This is a genomic window from Bradyrhizobium sp. BR 1432 (assembly GCF_051547705.1).
GTDB classification, from domain to species: Bacteria; Pseudomonadota; Alphaproteobacteria; order Rhizobiales; family Xanthobacteraceae; genus Bradyrhizobium; species Bradyrhizobium zhanjiangense.
The window spans coordinates 5301781-5318622 of record NZ_JBPUGF010000003.1 but is presented as its reverse complement, the minus strand read 5'-3'; the positions used below and the strand labels follow the sequence as shown (position 1 = coordinate 5318622).

At 64.0% G+C, this 16842-nt stretch carries 15 protein-coding genes and 3 pseudogenes; 10 read left to right on the top strand and 8 right to left on the bottom strand.

What is annotated here, in order from left to right; all coding sequences use genetic code 11:
* Positions 1-17: 17 nt before the first annotated feature.
* The 4 genes and pseudogenes from ACSKB8_RS25495 to ACSKB8_RS25480 form a co-directional block, all read left to right on the top strand.
* Positions 18-150 (top strand): annotated as a pseudogene (locus ACSKB8_RS25495) (cupin domain-containing protein); the annotation flags it as partial.
* Positions 151-266: 116 nt separating this feature from the next.
* Positions 267-1034, top strand: coding sequence for an acyltransferase (locus ACSKB8_RS25490; protein ID WP_370988904.1), 768 nt, complete (start codon positions 267-269; stop codon positions 1032-1034).
* A gap of 199 nt (positions 1035-1233) precedes the next feature.
* A complete protein-coding gene (gene rpsD / locus ACSKB8_RS25485) occupies positions 1234-1851 on the top strand; it encodes a 30S ribosomal protein S4 (protein ID WP_438107207.1) in 618 nt (205 codons plus the stop codon).
* 89 nt (positions 1852-1940) lie between these two features.
* Positions 1941-3008, top strand: coding sequence for a threonine aldolase family protein (locus tag ACSKB8_RS25480; protein ID WP_438107205.1), 1068 nt, complete (start codon positions 1941-1943; stop codon positions 3006-3008).
* On the opposite strand, the gene ACSKB8_RS25475 is transcribed toward ACSKB8_RS25480, so the two are convergent.
* The 4 genes and pseudogenes from ACSKB8_RS25475 to grxD form a co-directional block, all read right to left on the bottom strand.
* Positions 3009-4268 (bottom strand): serine hydrolase domain-containing protein, encoded by a 1260-nt coding sequence (locus ACSKB8_RS25475; protein ID WP_438107203.1) that lies wholly within the window; start codon positions 4266-4268, stop codon positions 3009-3011.
* A gap of 1 nt (position 4269) precedes the next feature.
* Positions 4270-5555 (bottom strand): annotated as a pseudogene (locus ACSKB8_RS25470) (serine hydrolase domain-containing protein).
* A 46-nt stretch (positions 5556-5601) separates the two neighbouring features.
* Positions 5602-6153, bottom strand: coding sequence for an O-acetyl-ADP-ribose deacetylase (locus tag ACSKB8_RS25465; protein WP_438107201.1), 552 nt, complete (start codon positions 6151-6153; stop codon positions 5602-5604).
* Positions 6154-6156: 3 nt separating this feature from the next.
* The gene (gene grxD / locus ACSKB8_RS25460) at positions 6157-6483 is read right to left on the bottom strand and encodes a Grx4 family monothiol glutaredoxin (RefSeq protein ID WP_061883061.1); all 327 of its coding nucleotides are present in this window, start codon (positions 6481-6483) and stop codon (positions 6157-6159) included.
* Between the two features lie 237 nt (positions 6484-6720).
* Between grxD and egtB the strand changes: the two genes are divergently transcribed.
* Positions 6721-8019 (top strand): ergothioneine biosynthesis protein EgtB, encoded by a 1299-nt coding sequence (egtB, locus tag ACSKB8_RS25455; protein ID WP_438110672.1) that lies wholly within the window; start codon positions 6721-6723, stop codon positions 8017-8019.
* A 48-nt stretch (positions 8020-8067) separates the two neighbouring features.
* Complete coding sequence (egtD, locus tag ACSKB8_RS25450; RefSeq protein ID WP_438107200.1) at positions 8068-9039, top strand: L-histidine N(alpha)-methyltransferase; 972 nt, start codon at positions 8068-8070, stop codon at positions 9037-9039.
* Positions 9040-9049: 10 nt separating this feature from the next.
* Here the strand turns inward: egtD and ACSKB8_RS25445 are convergent, their stop codons facing one another.
* Together ACSKB8_RS25445 and ACSKB8_RS25440 are read right to left on the bottom strand one after the other, a co-directional pair.
* The gene (locus ACSKB8_RS25445; protein WP_438107198.1) at positions 9050-10231 is read right to left on the bottom strand and encodes a low temperature requirement protein A; all 1182 of its coding nucleotides are present in this window, start codon (positions 10229-10231) and stop codon (positions 9050-9052) included.
* Positions 10232-10270: 39 nt separating this feature from the next.
* Complete coding sequence (locus ACSKB8_RS25440; RefSeq protein ID WP_035707582.1) at positions 10271-10525, bottom strand: BolA/IbaG family iron-sulfur metabolism protein; 255 nt, start codon at positions 10523-10525, stop codon at positions 10271-10273.
* 174 nt (positions 10526-10699) lie between these two features.
* On the opposite strand from ACSKB8_RS25440, the gene ACSKB8_RS25435 reads away from it, so the two are divergent.
* Entirely contained in the window at positions 10700-11059 is a 360-nt protein-coding gene (locus ACSKB8_RS25435; RefSeq protein WP_091889032.1) for a DUF427 domain-containing protein, read from the top strand.
* Between the two features lie 122 nt (positions 11060-11181).
* Here the strand turns inward: ACSKB8_RS25435 and ACSKB8_RS25430 are convergent, their stop codons facing one another.
* Positions 11182-11355, bottom strand: a complete 174-nt coding sequence (locus tag ACSKB8_RS25430) for a DUF1328 domain-containing protein (protein WP_007612121.1) — start codon at positions 11353-11355, stop codon at positions 11182-11184.
* A 175-nt stretch (positions 11356-11530) separates the two neighbouring features.
* Here ACSKB8_RS25430 and ACSKB8_RS25425 point away from each other — a divergent pair.
* Positions 11531-12720, top strand: a pseudogene (locus ACSKB8_RS25425) (acyltransferase family protein).
* 183 nt (positions 12721-12903) lie between these two features.
* Here ACSKB8_RS25425 and purL read toward each other — a convergent pair.
* On the bottom strand, positions 12904-15114 hold the full coding sequence (gene purL, locus ACSKB8_RS25420) for a phosphoribosylformylglycinamidine synthase subunit PurL (protein WP_438107195.1): 2211 nt from the start codon (positions 15112-15114) through the stop codon (positions 12904-12906).
* Between the two features lie 184 nt (positions 15115-15298).
* Here purL and ACSKB8_RS25415 point away from each other — a divergent pair, with 184 nt between their 5' ends.
* A complete protein-coding gene (locus ACSKB8_RS25415; protein WP_438107193.1) occupies positions 15299-15778 on the top strand; it encodes a PaaI family thioesterase in 480 nt (159 codons plus the stop codon).
* A 73-nt stretch (positions 15779-15851) separates the two neighbouring features.
* On the top strand, positions 15852-16817 hold the full coding sequence (locus tag ACSKB8_RS25410; RefSeq protein ID WP_438107191.1) for a DMT family transporter: 966 nt from the start codon (positions 15852-15854) through the stop codon (positions 16815-16817).
* The last annotated feature ends 25 nt before the right edge of the window (positions 16818-16842 follow it).

Here is a 16842-nt window from a genome sequence, read left to right as displayed (position 1 = left end):
AGGGTCGACGGTTCCACAAGCATCTGGAGGCCGGCGATTCCTACCAGATCCCAGCAGGCGCCGTGCGCGACGCCAAACCCCATGGTAATAAATCATTGAAAGTGCTTGTAATTTACGCCGGCCAAGCCGCTGGCCTCGCCGGCGCCCTGATGCGACGAACCGACCGAACCCAAGCGGGTTGGTTCGTGCTAGATCACGCGGCGAGCGGATGACCCGCTCGCTGCACATATTTTAATCTGCTTTTAATCTGCGGGAACCGGAGACCAATGCGCGGGACGCCCAAGACCATCTCGCTGCGACGCCGCCTGATTTGCGACCTCATGCGCGCCTCGATGGGCGTGCCCTTCGTCTCGCTCTCCCGTTCGCTTGATATCCGCCCCCTGCTCGAATCCCGCGCCGGCGCGATGGCGCCTGCCGGCTGGGCGGCGATGTTCGTCAAGGCCTTCGCCCTGGTCGCCAAGGACGAGCCGATCCTGCGGACCGTCTATGCCAAATGGCCCTGGCCATCGCTCTACGAGCTGCCGAAGAGCGTGGCGCTGGTCGCCATCGCCCGGGTCGAACGGGGCGAGGAATGCGTGCTGCCGCAGCGGATATCGGCCCCGGAAGCCCTGCCATTGGGCCAGATCGACGCCGAGATCCGACGCGCCAAGACGGCGCCGGTCGAGGACGTCCCGATGTTCCGCAAGATCATGCGGGCGACCCGCCTGCCCCTGCCGCTGCGGCGCCTGTCCTGGGCGGTGGGGCTGAATTTCGGCCGGCAGCGCGGCAACTGGTTCGGCAGCTTCGCGGTCAGCTCGGTGGCCGCCTATGGCGGCGGCGAGCTCCACCCCATCACGCCGGGCCCCTTCGTCATCAGCTATGGGGTGGCCGAGGCGGACCAGACCATTCATGTCGTGATCCGCTGGGACCACCGGGTGACGGATGCCGCCCCGATCGCCCGGGTCCTGACCCGGCTGGAACAGGTCCTCAACACTGAAATCGCTGCCGAATTGCGGGCAGCCGGCCCCAAGCCCATCCGGGCAGTAAGGACCTGATTCCGGGGGCATTCGCATTGACAGCGAACCCCAAACTCCCCTAAAAGCCGCCTGCTCGCGGGCCGATTTCGGCCCGCGAAGCGTTTCGCGACCCGTGGTCCTGTCCCTTAAGCTTTGGGGATCGGACCTGTCGGTGCCGGGCCTGGCCCGTCACACAGGAGGGCGCGTTTCCTCAAACCATGCAACCGAAGAGGACGCGATGACTAAGCGCAGTGAGGCGAAGTACAAGATCGATCGCCGTATGGGCCAGAACATCTGGGGCCGCCCGAAGAGCCCCGTGAACCGCAGGGAATACGGCCCCGGCCAGCACGGCCAGCGCCGCAAGGGCAAGCTCTCCGACTTCGGCGTGCAGCTCCGCGCCAAGCAGAAGCTGAAGGGCTATTACGCCAACATCAGCGAGCGTCAGTTCCACGGCATCTACGTGGAAGCCAGCCGCCTCAAGGGTGACACCGGCGAGAACCTGATCGGCCTGCTCGAGCGCCGTCTCGACGCGGTCGTGTACCGCGCCAAGTTCGTCTCCACGATCTTCGCCGCGCGCCAGTTCATCAACCACGGCCACATCAAGGTGAACGGCCGCAAGGTCAACATCTCGAGCTACCAGCTCAAGGTCGGCGACGTGATCGAGGTCAAGGAAGCTTCCAAGCAGCTCGCTCACGTGCTCGAAGCCAGCCAGCTCCCCGAGCGCGATGTTCCCGACTATCTCGAAGTCGACCATGGCAAGATGATTGCGAAGTACGCGCGCATCCCCGGCCTCTCCGACGTGCCGTTCCCGGTGCAGATGGAGCCGCATCTGGTCGTCGAATTCTATTCGCGCTAAGATCTGAATATCGAAAGGCCCCGGTTCGCCGGGGCCTTTTTGCTTAAGAGCCACACTTCAGTGGCCGTCATGCCTTCAGGAGGCGTCGCATGCTCTACACCCCTCCCCCCGTCGATCCCAAGGCGCCGCCGGTGCGCATCAATCTGCTCTCGGACACGCAGACCAAGCCGACGGCCGCGATGCGCGAGGCTATGGCGCGGGCGGAGGTCGGCGACGAGCAGGTCGGCGACGATCCGACCGTGAACGCGCTGTGCGAGCGCGTAGCCGATCTGCTCGGCAAGGAAGCCGCGGTGTACATGCCCTCTGGCACGATGTGCAACGTCACCGCAACGCTGGTGCATTGCCGTCCCGGCGACGAAATCCTCGCGCACGAGACCGCGCACATCATCGCCCGCGAAGGCGGCGCGCATGCCGCGATCGGCGGCTTCCAGGTCACCCAGCTGAAGGGCGCCGACGGCCAGTTCACGCCGGAGACGTTGCGCAAGGCGCTGCATCCGCGCACGCGCTACCAGCCGCCGCAGACCGTCGTCAGCGTCGAGCAGACCGCCAATATCGGCGGCGGCACGATCTGGAAGAAGGCGGCGCTCGACGAGATCGTCGCGATCGCGAAGCAGCACGACCTCATCACCCACATGGACGGCGCGCGCCTGCTCAACGCCACCGTGGCAAGCGGAATCTCGCCGCGCGACATGACCGCCGGATGGGATTCGGCCTGGATCGACTTCTCCAAGGGCCTCGGGGCGCCGATCGGCGGCGTGCTCGCAGGCTCACGCGCCTTCATCGACGCGGTATGGCAATGGAAGCAGCGCCTCGGCGGCTCGATGCGGCAGGCCGGCATCTGCGCCGCGGCCTGCATCTACGCCCTCGACCATCACGTCGAGCGCCTTGCCGACGACCACGCCAATGCGCGCGCGCTCGCCCGCGGGCTGTCGCAGATCTCTGGCATCGAGGTGCAGGAGCCCGAGACCAATCTGGTGTTCTTCAAGCCCGACGGCGCCGGCGTTGCCGGCGACAAGATGGTCGCAGCGCTGCGCCAGCGCGGCGTGACGCTTGCGATGATGGACGGCCGCATCCGCGCCTGCACCCATCTCGACGTCAATGCGAGCCAGATCGACGAGACGATCGGATACGTGCGCGAGATCGTGCGCGGAGCGTAACTACCGCCCCATCGCCTGATAAATCAGCGTCTTCAACGCCAGCTGGATCCGGCCGCGCTCCGAGGGGGTCTGCACCATGAAGATCCCGAACAGATCGTCCTCGGGATCGATGAAGAAGAAGGTGCCGCCGACGCCGTCCCAGCGATACTCGCCAAGCGGCCACGCCGTACCCGGCGGCACCGAGGTGCGTACGGCAAAGCCGAGGCCGAAGCCGGAGCTGTCGCCCGGGTAATAGCTCTGGTCGCGCGCGATCTTCGTCTCAGGTCCGATGTGATCGGATGCCATCAGCGCGATGGTCTCGGGCTTGAGATAACGCCGTCCCTCGTAGAGGCCACCATTCAGCAGCATCTGCGCGAAATGGGCGTAGTCGCCGATCGTGCCGACCATGCCGCCGCCACCCGATTCCCACTTCGACGGCCGCCTGATGTCGCGAACCGGCGTGGTCGGGTTGAGGTTGCGATCCTCCGGCATCGGCTCGGCAACGCGCGGGAATTTGGCGGGATCGGTGACGAAGAACGCGGTCTCGGTCATGCCGAACGGATCGAGCAGCCGCTCCTTCTCGAACTGGAGCAGCGTCTTGCCGGAAGCGACCTCGACGACGCGGCCGAGCACGTCGGTGGAGAAGCCGTAATCCCACGCGGTGCCCGGCTGCTCGACCAGCGGCAGCGTCGTGATCTTCGCGACGAAGTCGGCATTGCTGAGATTGCTTTGGAACAGATTGGCCTCGGCATAGAGCTCGCGCACCATGCCGCCACCATGATAGCCATACGGCAGACCCGAGGTGTGGCGCAGCAGGTCCTTGATCGTGACGGGACGATTCGGCGCTTCCAGCACCAGCGCGACCTTGTCGTCCTCCGCCTTCTTCTCAACCCCGACCTTCATGCCTGCGAAGGCCGGAATGTATTTCGAGACGGGATCGTCGAGCGAAAGCTTGCCCTCCTCGACCAGCATCATCGCCATGACTGAGGTGATCGGCTTCGACATCGAATAGAGGCGGAAGATCGTATCCGCGCTCATCGAGATCTCGGTCGCGACGTCACGGACGCCGAAATTCTCATAGTAGACCGGCTTGCCATGCTGCTGGAGCAGCAGGATGGCGCCGGGAATCTTGCCGGTGGCGATCTCGTTCCGGATGTAGTCGGAGATCTTTGCGAGGCCTTCGGGCGAGAATTTATGCGCGGCGCGCTCGGAGCCCGCACGTGCACCGACCACGCCAAACAGAAGAACGAGCGCCGCGATCAGCGCGCGGCGCCCGCGCACATCACTTCTCCATGGATTCATAGACCAACTGCTTCAATGTCCGTTGCACCCGCTGGCGCTCGGTCGGGGTCTGCTCCAGGAGGACGAAGAACATGTCCTGCTTGGGGTCGATCACGAAATAGCAGCCGGAGGCGCCGTCCCACTTCAATTCGCCGAGATCGCCGGGTGGCGGCGGTTTGGCATTGCCGGGATCAGTGCGGACTGCGAAGCCGAGGCCGAAGCCGAAACCGTCGCCAGGAAAGTAGAAATAGTCGCGGTCGACGCCCGATTTCGGACCGACCTGATCGGTCACCATCAACTTGAATGTCTCGGGCTTGAGGATGGTCTTGCCGTTGAGGCTGCCGCCGTTGAGCAGCATCTGCGCAAAGCGCTCATAGTCGGCCATGGTCGTCACCATGCCGCCGCTGGCGAATTGGATTTTCTTGACGGTGGTCGGATCGTTGATCCGGCCGACCCGGAAATCGTTGTCGTTCGGCACCGGCTGCGCCAGGAGCTTCTGCTTCTCGGGGGCCGTAACGAAGAAGCCGGTATCGACCATGCCGAGCGGGTCGAGCAGCTTTTCCCGCATGATGTCGATCAGCGGCTTGCCGGCCGCAATCTCCATCACACGCGCCAGCACGTCGGTGGAATGGCCATATTGCCAGAGCGCACCCGGCTGGTTGTGCAGCGGCAGTTTTGCGATTCGCTCGGCGAACTCGGCAAGGTCGAAATCGCCAGCATAGATATTGGCCTCGCGATAGGCTTTGCGCACCAGGCTGTCGCCATAGAACCCATAGGTGATGCCCGAGGTGTGGCGCATCAGGTCGAGCACGGTCATCGGCCGGTTGGGCGGCACCAGTTCGAGCGACTTGCTGCCGTCCTCCGCCTTCTTCTCGACGCCGACCTTCACATTGGCGAAGGACGGGATGTATTTCGAGACGGGATCGTCGAGCTTGACCTTGCCATCCTCGATCAATCGCATCGCGACCACCGAGGTGATCGCCTTGGTCATCGAGAACAGGCGGAAGATCGTCTTGTCGGTGATCGGCGCCTTGCTGACCACGTCCTGCACGCCGAAGGCTTCGTGGTAAACCGGCTTGCCGTGCTGCTTGATCAGCACGGTGGCGCCGGCGATCTTGCCGGTGGCGACCTCGTTCTTGAAGAACTCGCTGACCTTCGCGAGCTTGTCCTGGTTGAAATCCGCGCCGGCCGGAATCTGTAGGTGCCCTCCGCGTGCGCGGACGACATCGCGCCAAGCGACACCAGCGCGCCGCAGACCAGCGCACGCAGTCCAGATTGTGAAATCATACCCCCTCCCCGGAACATGGTCCGGCGGAGTGTACTGACCGCGTCGTCACGCACAAGGGCTGCCGTACCGCGCCAACACGTCCATGTGAAGGGCCGCGCTTCGCTCCGAGAAACAACAGAATATGACGCGGGTGACCGAGGGCGCGGCCGGCAGCGTGTCGATGGTCGTATGAACCGCAATCTTCGCGGCCTGGACGGCCGGGAAACGATAAACGCCAGTGGAGATCGCGGAGAAGGCCAGCGAGGTCAGCCCATTGGCCTGACAGAGTTCGAGCGCGCGACGATAGCACGAGCGCAGCGCCTCCGCCTCGCCGCGGCTGCCGCCATGCCAGACGGGGCCGACGGCATGGATCACATGGCGCGCAGGCAGAAGATAGCCCTTGGTGATCTTGGCATCGCCGGTCGGGCATCCTCCGAGCGTCCGGCACTCGGCGAGAAGCTCGGGACCGGCAGCGTCGTGGATCGCTCCATCAACGCCGCCTCCGCCAAGGAGAGACGAATTTGCGGCGTTGACGATGGCGTCAACGCCCAGCGTGGTAATGTCGGCAACGATGACCTCGAGCTCGGCGCCACTGACCCGGCGCGTCAGCTGGGTCATGCATCAAGCCGCGACGACGACGCCCTTCTCGGAGAAGAGCTGCTGCAATTCGCCGGCCTGGAACATCTCGCGGACGATGTCACAGCCGCCGACGAACTCGCCCTTCACATAAAGCTGCGGGATGGTCGGCCAGTTCGAGTATTCCTTGATGCCGTTGCGCAGCTCGGCGGATTCCAGGACGTTGAGGCCCTTATAGCCGACGCCAATATGGTCGAGGATCTGGACGACCTGGCCGGAGAACCCGCACTGCGGAAATTGCGGCGTGCCCTTCATGAACAGAACCACGTCGTTCGACTTCACTTCGTTGGCGATGAATTCCTCGATGCTCATTTCCATGTCCTTCCGGGGCGGAGCCCTCACCAATTGTCTCGGGCCGGCTCAGCCGATCTAACCCGACATCTGCCCATATATGTAGCCCAAACCGTTGTGCATCCAAAGTAAAATGGCGGCGAACGGTCGTCGGCGGCGGTCTGAACCCCGCCGGTCCATAGGCTGATGACATCAATATCATCGCCGGAGAGGACTTTCATACCGTAACGGAGCCCCTATCTAGGACGAACCTTGGTTTTGGAACCACGCAACGCCAACAACGTTCTCTTGTCCTGTCTGGAGAAAAACGTGACGAAACAAGCCTCCGCTACGGCCCCCGCTCCGCTTTCGTCACCGTCCTCCGACCCGGGCAAGCTCGCCCAGCGGCTGGGAGATGCGTTTCTCACCGTCCGCAACGAGACCGAACGCCGGGCGGCGCCACTCTCACCCGAGGACCAGCAGATCCAGTCCATGCCGGATGCGAGCCCGATCAAATGGCACCGGGCGCATACCACCTGGTTCTGGGAGCAATTCCTGCTCGGCGAGCATGCCGTGGGCTACCGGCCCTTCCACCCCGATTTCGCATTCCTGTTCAATTCCTATTACGTCAGCGCCGGCCCGCGTCATGCCCGGCATCGCCGCGGCGACATTACCCGTCCCAGCGCCGACCAGGTCGGCGCCTATCGCAGATATGTCGATGCGGCCGTCGTCAAATTCTTCCGCGAAGCCGGCGCGGCCAAGCTGCGCGAGATCGCACCGCTGGTCGAGGTCGGGCTCAATCACGAGCAGCAGCATCAGGAATTGATGTTCACCGACATCCTGCACGCCTTCGCACAGAATCCGGTCTCCCCGGCCTATGATCCCGACTGGCGCTTCCCGGCCGCGACCCGTGCCGGCGAGGATTGGCTGTCTCTGAACGAAGGCATCCACACCGTTGGCCATGTCGACGACAGCTTCCATTTCGACAACGAGAAGCCGGCGCATCGCGCCCTCGTTGGCCCGGTCAAGATCGCCCGCCATCTCGTCACCAACGGTGAATGGCTCGCCTTCATGCGCGACGGCGGCTACCGGACCGCAACGCTGTGGCTGATGGACGGCTTTGCCACGGTGAGCAACGAGGGCTGGGAGGCTCCGGGCCACTGGCGCGAGGTCGATGGCGCGTGGCACGTGATGACGCTTGCCGGCCTCAAGCCGATCGATCCGAACGCGCCGGTCTGCCACGTCAGCTATTACGAGGCGGACGCGTTCGCCCGCTGGGCCGGAAAGCACCTGCCGACCGAGATGGAATGGGAGGTCGCCGCGCGCGCCGGCCAGCTCGACGATGCCTTCGGCATCGTCTGGCAATGGACCCGCTCTTCGTACGCGCCCTACCCCGGCTACTGCGCCGTTGAAGGCGCGCTCGGCGAATACAACGGCAAATTCATGGTCAACCAGCTGGTGCTGCGCGGCTCCTCGCTTGCAACCCCTGAAGGCCACAGCCGTATCACCTATCGCAACTTCTTCTACCCGCACCACCGCTGGCAGTTCACGGGGCTGCGGCTCGCCGACTACGACTAAAAATTCCGACGACAAATGCGCGCCGGACAGCGCGTTCAGGAGACTATCATGAATGTGCACGCCAGCGCTTTGGCCGAAGCCCATCTCCCCGACGAGCAGACGACTGCCTTCGCCCGCGAGGCGATCGAGGACCTCTCGCAGCAGCCGAAAAAGCTGTCGCCGAAATATTTCTATGATGCGACGGGGTCAGAACTGTTCGAGGCGATCACGCGCCTGCCGGAATATTATCCAACGCGCACCGAGCTTGCGATCCTGAGGGAGCGCGGCAGCGACATCGCGAAGATCATCCCGGAGCATGCGGCGCTGGTCGAGTTCGGCGCCGGCGCGACCACCAAGGTCCGCCTGCTGCTGGGCCATTGCAAGTTCGCGGCCTATGTGCCCGTCGACATCTCCGGCGACTTCCTGAAGGCGCAGGCAAACGGCCTGAAGCGGGATTTTACCGCGCTCGGCATCTATCCGGTCGCCGCCGACTTCACTACCCCGTTCGAGCTGCCCAGGGCGGTCGCATCCATGCCCAAGGTCGGCTTCTTCCCGGGCTCGACCATCGGCAATTTCGAGCCGCAGGAAGCCCAGGCGTTCCTGAAGAGCGCGCGCAAGATCCTCGGCCGCGGCGCGCAGATGATCATCGGCGCCGACCTCGAAAAGGATGAGCGAGTGCTCTTTGAGGCCTATAATGATGCCGCCGGCGTCACCGCGCGCTTCAATCTCAATGTGCTGGTGCGGATCAACCGCGAGCTCGGCGGCAATTTCGACCTCTCCGCCTTCACCCATCGCGCGATCTACAATCGCGAGCGGCACCGCATCGAGATGCACCTGATCAGCAGGAAGAGCCAGACCGTGCGTCTGCTCGGCACCAGCTTCTCGTTCCGCCCGGGCGAGAGCATCCACACCGAAAACAGCTACAAATACAGCATCGACCGTTTCGCATCACTGGCACATGGCGCGGGCTGGCGTGTGCGCGAAAGCTGGACCGACGCGGCCAAGATGTTCTCCGTGCATGCGCTGGAGGTGGCGGAGTAGGCCTCCGCGCCTACTCCTCGGTTGCCGCCCCCAGCGACACCGACTCCCACACCGCGACCACGATCATGATCACCGTCGTTGCGACCGAAAGCCAGAGCGGCGATAGCTCCGACGCGAACCAGCTCAGCACCAGCAGCAGGATGATGCCGATGCCGTGGGAGAGCTGGAGGAAGCCGCGGATGGCGTGCTTGAACAGGATGGTGCCGACCAGGAACACCAGCGGACCGCCGATCGTGCTCACGATGGTGCGCAGGTCGGAATGGCCGGCAGGATGCTTCAGCACCAGCTCGTCCGAGACCGCGGTCAGGATGATGCCGGCGACGATCGGCATGTGCAGATAGGTGTAGGCGAGCCGCGCCAGCCGGCCGGATTCGGTGGACTTCGAGATCCGCTCGGAGCCGGCCTCAGCCCCTTTGTGGAAATAGACCCACCACATCGCAATGGCGCCGACCAGCGCCGAGACGAAGGCGAGGATGTTGTCCGCGGTCCACGTCAGCTCGGCAAAAGTGGCACCGTTGACGACGATGGCCTCGCCGAGCGCGATGATGACGAACAGAGAGCAGCGCTCGGCCATGTGCGCGCCTTCGACGGCCCAGGCCTCGACCGACGAGAAGCCCAGCTTCGGGACCCAGAAGCGCGCCGCCGGGGAGATGTACTCCCAGGTCACCGCCGCGATCCACAGCCATAGCCGCGTATCACCCTCGGACAGGCCGCCAGCGATCCACAACACCGCGGAGATCGAGAGCCAGGTCAGGATGCGAATCGCGTTGTGCCGCACCGCGGTGCGGTGATGCGGGGTCGCGAACAGCCAGAACGCGGTACGCCCCACCTGCATGGTCGCATAGGCGACCGCAAACCACAGGCCCCGCCCCTCGAAGGCGGTCGGAATCGTCGTCGACAGCACGAGGCCGCCCAGCATCATCGCGAAAAGCAGGATGCGGACCGGCGTCAGCTCGGGATTGAGCCAGTTGGTGACCCAGGCGGTGTAAACCCACACCCACCATACCGCGAGAAACAGCACCGCGACATGCAACGCGCCGAGCGGCGTAAAATGATGCAGCAGCGTGTGCGAGATTTGTGTGACGGCAAAGACGAAGACGAGGTCGAAGAACAGCTCGGCATTGGTGACGCGGCTGTGCTGGTTCGGACCGATGACGCGAAACATCGCGCCGCGCGGGTTCTCCGCAGCCATCTTCGTCCCCGTCGCGCTTGGAATCAGGTGTCCGTCAGATCAAGTGCCCGGCACCCCGGGCCCGCCGGGTACCCCGGTTTGCAGCGCCAGCGCATGCAGCACGCCGCCCATCTGGCCGCGCAGGGACTGATAGACGATCTGGTGCTGCTGGACGCGGGATTTGCCGCGGAAGGATTCCGAGATCACGGTCGCAGCATAGTGGTCGCCATCGCCGGCGAGGTCTCGGATGGTCACTTCGGCATCGGGGATTGCTGCCTTGATCATCGCCTCGATATCGTGGGCGTCCATGGGCATTCTGGTCTCGCTCCTTCTGGTCTCGAATCGCTCGCCGGGGTCCCCTCACCGGCACGGCCAAACTTAGCGTGAACGGCCTTCACCGTCACGCACTCAGGCACTATATCCCTGATCCCAACAGGAAGGCACGACAAAGTGCCGCGCGCGGCAGGTTGATCGAAAAGGCGTGACATCATGAAGCTTCCAGGGCCCGACCACCCCATCACCATTACCCAAAATCCCCGGCGCGTCCGCGTCACGGCCGGCGACATCGTGATCGCCGAGACCAGCAAAGCGCTGACCTTGAAGGAGGCCAAATATCCGGCGGTGCAATATGTGCCACGGGAGGACACCAACATGGCCCTGCTCGAGCGCACCGATCGCGTCACCCATTGTCCGTACAAGGGCGACGCGAACTATTACAGCGTCAAGGCCGACGGCAAGACGCTGGACAACGCGATCTGGACCTACGAGACGCCCTTCCCCGCGATGACGGAGATTTCAGGCCATCTGGCCTTCTATCCGGACAAGGTGAAGATCGAGGAAGTGGGGTAGTTTTGGATGCCGTCATTCCGGGGCGGTCCGCAGGACCGAACCCTGGTGCGCAGTTGCGCACCTGAGAATCTCGAGATTCCGGGTCTGGTGCTGACGCACCATCCCGGAATGACGAACCTAAGCTAAGCTCTGAAGATCGTGAGCCCCAGGATCAGCAGCACCAGGAAGATCACCACGAAGACGTAGAACAGGAAGCGGGCGATATCGGCGGAGGCGGCCGAAATGCCGGTGAAGCCGAGCACGCCGGCCACGATCGAAACGAGTAAGAAGATCAGCGCCCACTTCAGGATCGTCATCGCCAGCTCCGAATTGGTGCCGCCCCTCGCGGCCTCACGCCCTTTTCGCGAACCCTAACTTCGTTACGCGGAACTGGTTCCTAAGGGGTCCGGGACTGAAGAGCGACCCAAACGGCCCTTGCTGAATCAGGTTCCCGGCGGCACAGTCCAGCCGGGGCGGGAGCGCGGGGCAATCATGATGACGATGTCACATTCGGCGACGATCGGCGCAGAGGCACACGCCGCACCCAAGGCCAAGACGCGCAATTTGTCGCTCGATCGTGCCCGTACCTTCCTGACGCTGGTGGTGCTGCTGCACCATGCCGTCATCCCCTATACTTACTTCGGTCATACCGACCCGAAATTCTTCTTCGGCTTCGACATGATCGTGCTGGCCACCGACAGCTTCTTTATGGCGATGTTCTTCTTCCTGTCGGGCTTGTTTGCGTGGTCGGGCATCGCCCGCAAAGGACCGCTGAACTATTTGGCAGATCGCCTGCTTCGGCTTGGCCTGCCGTTCGTGATCTGCGCATTCACGATCATTCCGCTCGCCTATTACGCCATCTCGCTCAGACACCATCCCGAGATCGGCTTTTCGGAATATTGGTGGAATATGATCACGAAGGGCCCATGGCCGAGCGGGCCGATCTGGTTCCTTTGGGTCCTGCTCGGATTCGACGTGGTAGCCTGCATATTGCATCGGCTGTCACCCACCCTGCTCGATCCGATCAACCGCCTCTCGCTGCACGGTCGCCGTCGGCCCGCCGTGTTCTTCGCGGTCATGCTTGCCGTCACTGCAGCGTTCTATGTTCCCGGGCTGATGTATTATGGACCAGGCAACTGGTTCGAGTTCGGGCCGTTCTCGGTGCAGCACGGGCGTGTGATGCTCTATGCGAGCTACTTCTTTTCGGTGCCGGCATTGGCGTCGCGAATATGGATCGCGGCCTGCTCGCGGCAGACGGCCGGATGGCGAAGGTCAGCTGGGACTGGATGGTCTTGACGATCGTTCCGTACTGCCTGCTCTGGGGGCTGATCTTCATCAAGCGCGAAATACTGGGAAATCCGTCGCCGCTGCCGAACTGGTATGAGGGGCTCTATGCCATCTGCTTCGCTGTCTTCAGCGTGGCCATCATGTTTCTAATCCTGGCCTTTTTCCAGAGGTTCAGACAATCAGGCTCAGCCAAGCTACTCGATCCGATGCAGTCGGACGCCTACGGCATGTTTTTGGTGCACTACCCGATCGCGCTTTGGCTGCAATACTGGCTGTTTGATTATGAGCTGCCAGCGATCGTCAAGGCGACGATCGGGTTCGTGCTGACAGTCGCGTTCAGTTGGGCGCTAACGCGCGCCTTGCGCCAGATTCCCGGGGCAACGAAGGTGCTGTGACCCAGTAGCCCGGATGGAGCGCACGCTCCATCCGGGCTGCGGGACTTATCGTGAGGCCAAGGTCTCTCAACTCGTCATTGCGAGGAGCCGCTTGCGGCGAAGCAATCCAGAGTCCCTCCGCGGAGACCGTCTGGATTGCTTCGTCGCTTTGCTCCTCGCAATGACGGAGAGCACGGGAACGGCTTACGCCGCCTTCCCGCCCATATACTCCGGCAGCCAGTGCTCGAACGATTTGCGCAGCGTGTCGATCGCCACCGGCGCCTCGCCCGCGATGGCAATCGCATCGCCCCCGGTGGTGCCGATCCGCACGCAGGGCACCTCGCAGCCGCGCATCTTGGCGAGCACGCGGCCGGCCTCCGTTTCCGGGACGGTGACGAGATAGCGTGCCTGGTCCTCGCCGAACCAATAGGCCTGCGACACAAGCGCGGTCGGCGCCGCGAGCAATTTGGCGCCGATGCCGCTCGCCATCGCCATCTCGGCGAGCGCGATCATGAGACCGCCGTCGGAGAGGTCGTGCACGGCCGTCGCGGTACCCGCATGGATCATGCCGCGCACGCAATCGCCGTTGCGCTTCTCGGCTGCGAGATCGACCGGCGGCGGGGCGCCCTCCTCGCGGCCGCAGATGTCGCGCAAGTAAACCGACTGGCCGAGCCAGCCATGGGTCTCGCCGACGAGCAGGATCGCCTCGCCCTCGGCCTTGAAGGCGAGCGAAGCGGATTTGGTGAAATCGTCGAGCAGGCCGACGCCGCCGATCGAGGGCGTCGGCAGGATCGCGCGGCCGTTGGTCTCGTTGTAGAGCGAGACGTTGCCGGAGACGACCGGGAAGTCGAGCGTGCGGCAAGCTTCCGAGATGCCCTTCAGGCAGCCGACGAACTGCCCCATGATCTCGGGCCTTTCAGGGTTGCCGAAATTGAGGTTGTCGGTGATCGCGAGCGGCTTGCCGCCGACCGCGGTGATGTTGCGCCAGGCTTCCGCCACCGCCTGCTTGCCGCCCTCGAACGGATCGGCCTCGCAATAGCGCGGCGTGACGTCGACCGTCAGCGCCAGGCCCTTCGGTCCGTCCTGCACGCGTACCACGGCGGCATCGCCGCCGGGGCGCTGCATGGTGTTGCCGAGGATGACGTGGTCGTACTGCTCCCAGACCCAGCGCTTGCTGCACATGTCGGGCGTACCGATCAGCTTCTCCAGCGCCGCGCCGAGGCCTATCGGCGCCGCAACGTCACGCGCATGTACGATCGGCAGCGCGGCGGAGGGGACATGCGGGCGGTCATAGACCGGCGCTTCGTCACCGAGTTCCTTGATCGGCAGGTCGGCCATGACGTCGCCGCCGTGCTTGACTACGAAACGCTTGCTCGGCGTGGTGTAGCCGACCACGGCAAAGTCGAGGCCCCACTTCGTGAAGATGGCCTCGGCTTCCTTTTCCTTCTCGGGCTTGAGCACCATGAGCATGCGCTCCTGGCTCTCCGAGAGCATCATCTCGTAGGCGCTCATGCCGGTCTCGCGGGTCGGCACCGCATCGAGATCGAGGTCGACGCCGAGATCGCCCTTGGCGCCCATCTCGACCGCCGAGCAGGTCAGGCCCGCCGCGCCCATGTCCTGGATCGCGATGACGCAGCCCTTCTCCATGATCTCGAGGCAGGCTTCCAACAGCAGCTTCTCGGCGAAGGGATCGCCGACCTGCACGGTCGGGCGCTTCTCCTCGGACTTGTCGTCGAACTCGGCCGACGCCATCGAGGCGCCGTGGATGCCGTCGCGGCCCGTCTTGGAGCCCAAATAGACGATCGGCATGTTCACGCCGGAGGCGGCCGCATAGAAGATCTTGTCGGCATCGGCGAGGCCGACCGCCATTGCGTTGACGAGGATGTTGCCGTCATAGCGGGTGTGGAAGCGGACCTGGCCACCGACCGTCGGCACGCCGAAGGAATTGCCATAGCCACCGACACCGGCAACGACGCCGGAGACGAGATGCCGGGTCTTGGGATGTTCCGGCGCGCCGAAGCTGAGCGCATTGAGGCAGGCGATCGGCCGCGCGCCCATCGTGAACACATCGCGCAAAATGCCGCCGACGCCGGTGGTCGCGCCCTGATAGGGCTCGATGTAGCTCGGATGGTTGTGGCTCTCCATCTTGAAGACCACGGCCTGGCCATCGCCGATGTCGATTACGCCGGCATTCTCGCCCGGGCCCTGGATCACCCAGGGCGCCTTGGTCGGCAGGCCGCGCAGATGGATACGCGACGATTTGTACGAGCAATGCTCGTTCCACATCGCCGAGAAAATGCCGAGCTCGGTGAAGCTCGGCTCCCGCCCGATCAGCTTGAGGATGCGCTCATACTCGTCGGGCTTGAGCCCGTGGGCGGCAACCAGTTCGGGGGTGATCTTGGGTTCATTCTTCATGGATTCGGGGCTTTCGGCGGGCTTTGGCCGTTCTTAGGAACATCGGAGGGCTTGGAAAAGCCCTTTATGGCGCATTTTCCCGCTGTCCCACGTTTTGCGCCGGGGGCCCCGCGGGAACAGGAATTGCACGGCGCGGACGGATCGGATTTAAGGGCTAAAGACCCGTAATTGAAGGCCCATTTCCTTGCACGAATTGACCAAAGCGCCCGCTCCCCGCCGCCCCGACCTCCACGTCGCCACCGAGGGAGAATTTAAGGGCTGGCGGACCTGGATTCGGGACAGTTTTGAGTCCCATGTCGGCCCGTTCTGGCACCGGATCGAGGCGGACGGCAGCGTCCGCAGCGCCTTCCGGGTCGAAAAGAAGCACCTCAACGGCTCCGGCAACGTCCATGGCGGCTGCTATATGGCCTTTGCCGACTACTCCCTGTTCGCAATCGCCACCCACGTCCTGGACAGCCGGGCGGTGACGACCAATTTTGCCTGCGAATTCCTCGACGCGGCACGGGAGGGCGAGCTGATCGAATGCACCGGCGAGGTCAGCCGCGCCGGCGCCTCGCTGATCTTCCTGCGCGGCAAGATGATATCCGGCGAGCGGCTGCTGCTCACCTTTTCCGGCACGATCAAGCGGATGAAGCGGAAGCCGCAGCCCCAGCCAAACGCATAGCTCGACGCCTTCCCTTTTCACGCCCCCTCGCCCAGAGTTGCACCAGGCGCTTGTGCGCCGGGAGCAGGACAAGGTGCCGCAGAGCACATCGGAGGCGGGTCGCGCGATGGCGTCCGCATCAACGCCGTTGCCGTCCATGGCCGCCACCGGCGCACGCAGCTGGCACGACTATGCGCTGCTGTTCGCGCTCGCCTGCTGCTGGAGCTCGACCTATCCGCTGGCGAAGCTCGCGCTGGACACGATTCCACCCATTACCTTCATCGCGGCGCGCTCGCTGATCGCGGCCGCGTTCCTGTTCGCGATCCTCTGGATGCGCGGCGTCAGGGTCCCGACTGACGCGAAGGCCTGGAAGCTGTTCGCGACCCAGCAATTGATCAACTCGACCTTCCCGTTCCTGATCATCACCTGGTCGCAGCAATATGTGCCGGCATCGAACACGGTGGTGCTGGCATCGACGACGCCGATCTTCGCCTTCCTGATCACCTCGCTGATCACGCGGCACGAGCCGGCAACGCTGCTCAAGCTTGCAGGCGCGATCCTCGGCCTTGCCGGGACCGTCGCCATCGTCGGCCTCGACGCGCTGCGCGGCTTTGGCAGCGAGATCATCGCGGAGATCGCGATTCTGCTCGCCACCATCTCCTTTGCCTGCGCGACGATCTTTGGTCTTCGCCTGTCCGAATATGATCCGATGGTGGTGGCGGCCGGCTCGCTGCCGTTTGGCGGCCTCGTGCTGCTGCCGCCCTCGCTTCTCATCGATCAGCCCTGGACGCTGCACCCGACGCCGACCGCGATCATCGCCACCATCGTCATGGGCATCGTGTCGAGCGCATTGGGCTTGATGCTGTTCTACGTCTGCCTCGGCCGGCTCGGCACGCTGACCACCAACGCGCAAGGCTATTTGCGCATCCCGATCGGCGTCGGCCTCTCCGTGCTGCTGCTCGGCGAGAGCGTGCCATCGAACCTGGCGCTGGGCCTGCTGCTGGTCATGGCCGGCGTTGCGGCCATGACGGTGCCGGCGGAGCGGCTGAAGCTACGATAGCGTGAAGCGCTTTTTGCGAGCGTCA

Bases quoted from the DNA above. Each gene is read 5' to 3' on its own strand.
- ACSKB8_RS25490 (WP_370988904.1), top strand. From the start codon at position 267: ATGCGCGGGACGCCCAAGACCATCTCGCTGCGACGCCGCCTGATTTGC.
- grxD (WP_061883061.1), bottom strand. From the start codon at position 6,483: ATGAGCATCGAGGAATTCATCGCCAACGAAGTGAAGTCGAACGACGTG.
- rpsD (WP_438107207.1), top strand. From the start codon at position 1,234: ATGACTAAGCGCAGTGAGGCGAAGTACAAGATCGATCGCCGTATGGGC.
- egtD (WP_438107200.1), top strand. From the start codon at position 8,068: ATGAATGTGCACGCCAGCGCTTTGGCCGAAGCCCATCTCCCCGACGAG.
- ACSKB8_RS25465 (WP_438107201.1), bottom strand. From the start codon at position 6,153: ATGACCCAGCTGACGCGCCGGGTCAGTGGCGCCGAGCTCGAGGTCATC.
- ACSKB8_RS25435 (WP_091889032.1), top strand. From the start codon at position 10,700: ATGAAGCTTCCAGGGCCCGACCACCCCATCACCATTACCCAAAATCCC.
- ACSKB8_RS25480 (WP_438107205.1), top strand. From the start codon at position 1,941: ATGCTCTACACCCCTCCCCCCGTCGATCCCAAGGCGCCGCCGGTGCGC.
- purL (WP_438107195.1), bottom strand. From the start codon at position 15,114: ATGAAGAATGAACCCAAGATCACCCCCGAACTGGTTGCCGCCCACGGG.
- ACSKB8_RS25440 (WP_035707582.1), bottom strand. From the start codon at position 10,525: ATGCCCATGGACGCCCACGATATCGAGGCGATGATCAAGGCAGCAATC.
- ACSKB8_RS25430 (WP_007612121.1), bottom strand. From the start codon at position 11,355: ATGACGATCCTGAAGTGGGCGCTGATCTTCTTACTCGTTTCGATCGTG.
- ACSKB8_RS25445 (WP_438107198.1), bottom strand. From the start codon at position 10,231: ATGGCTGCGGAGAACCCGCGCGGCGCGATGTTTCGCGTCATCGGTCCG.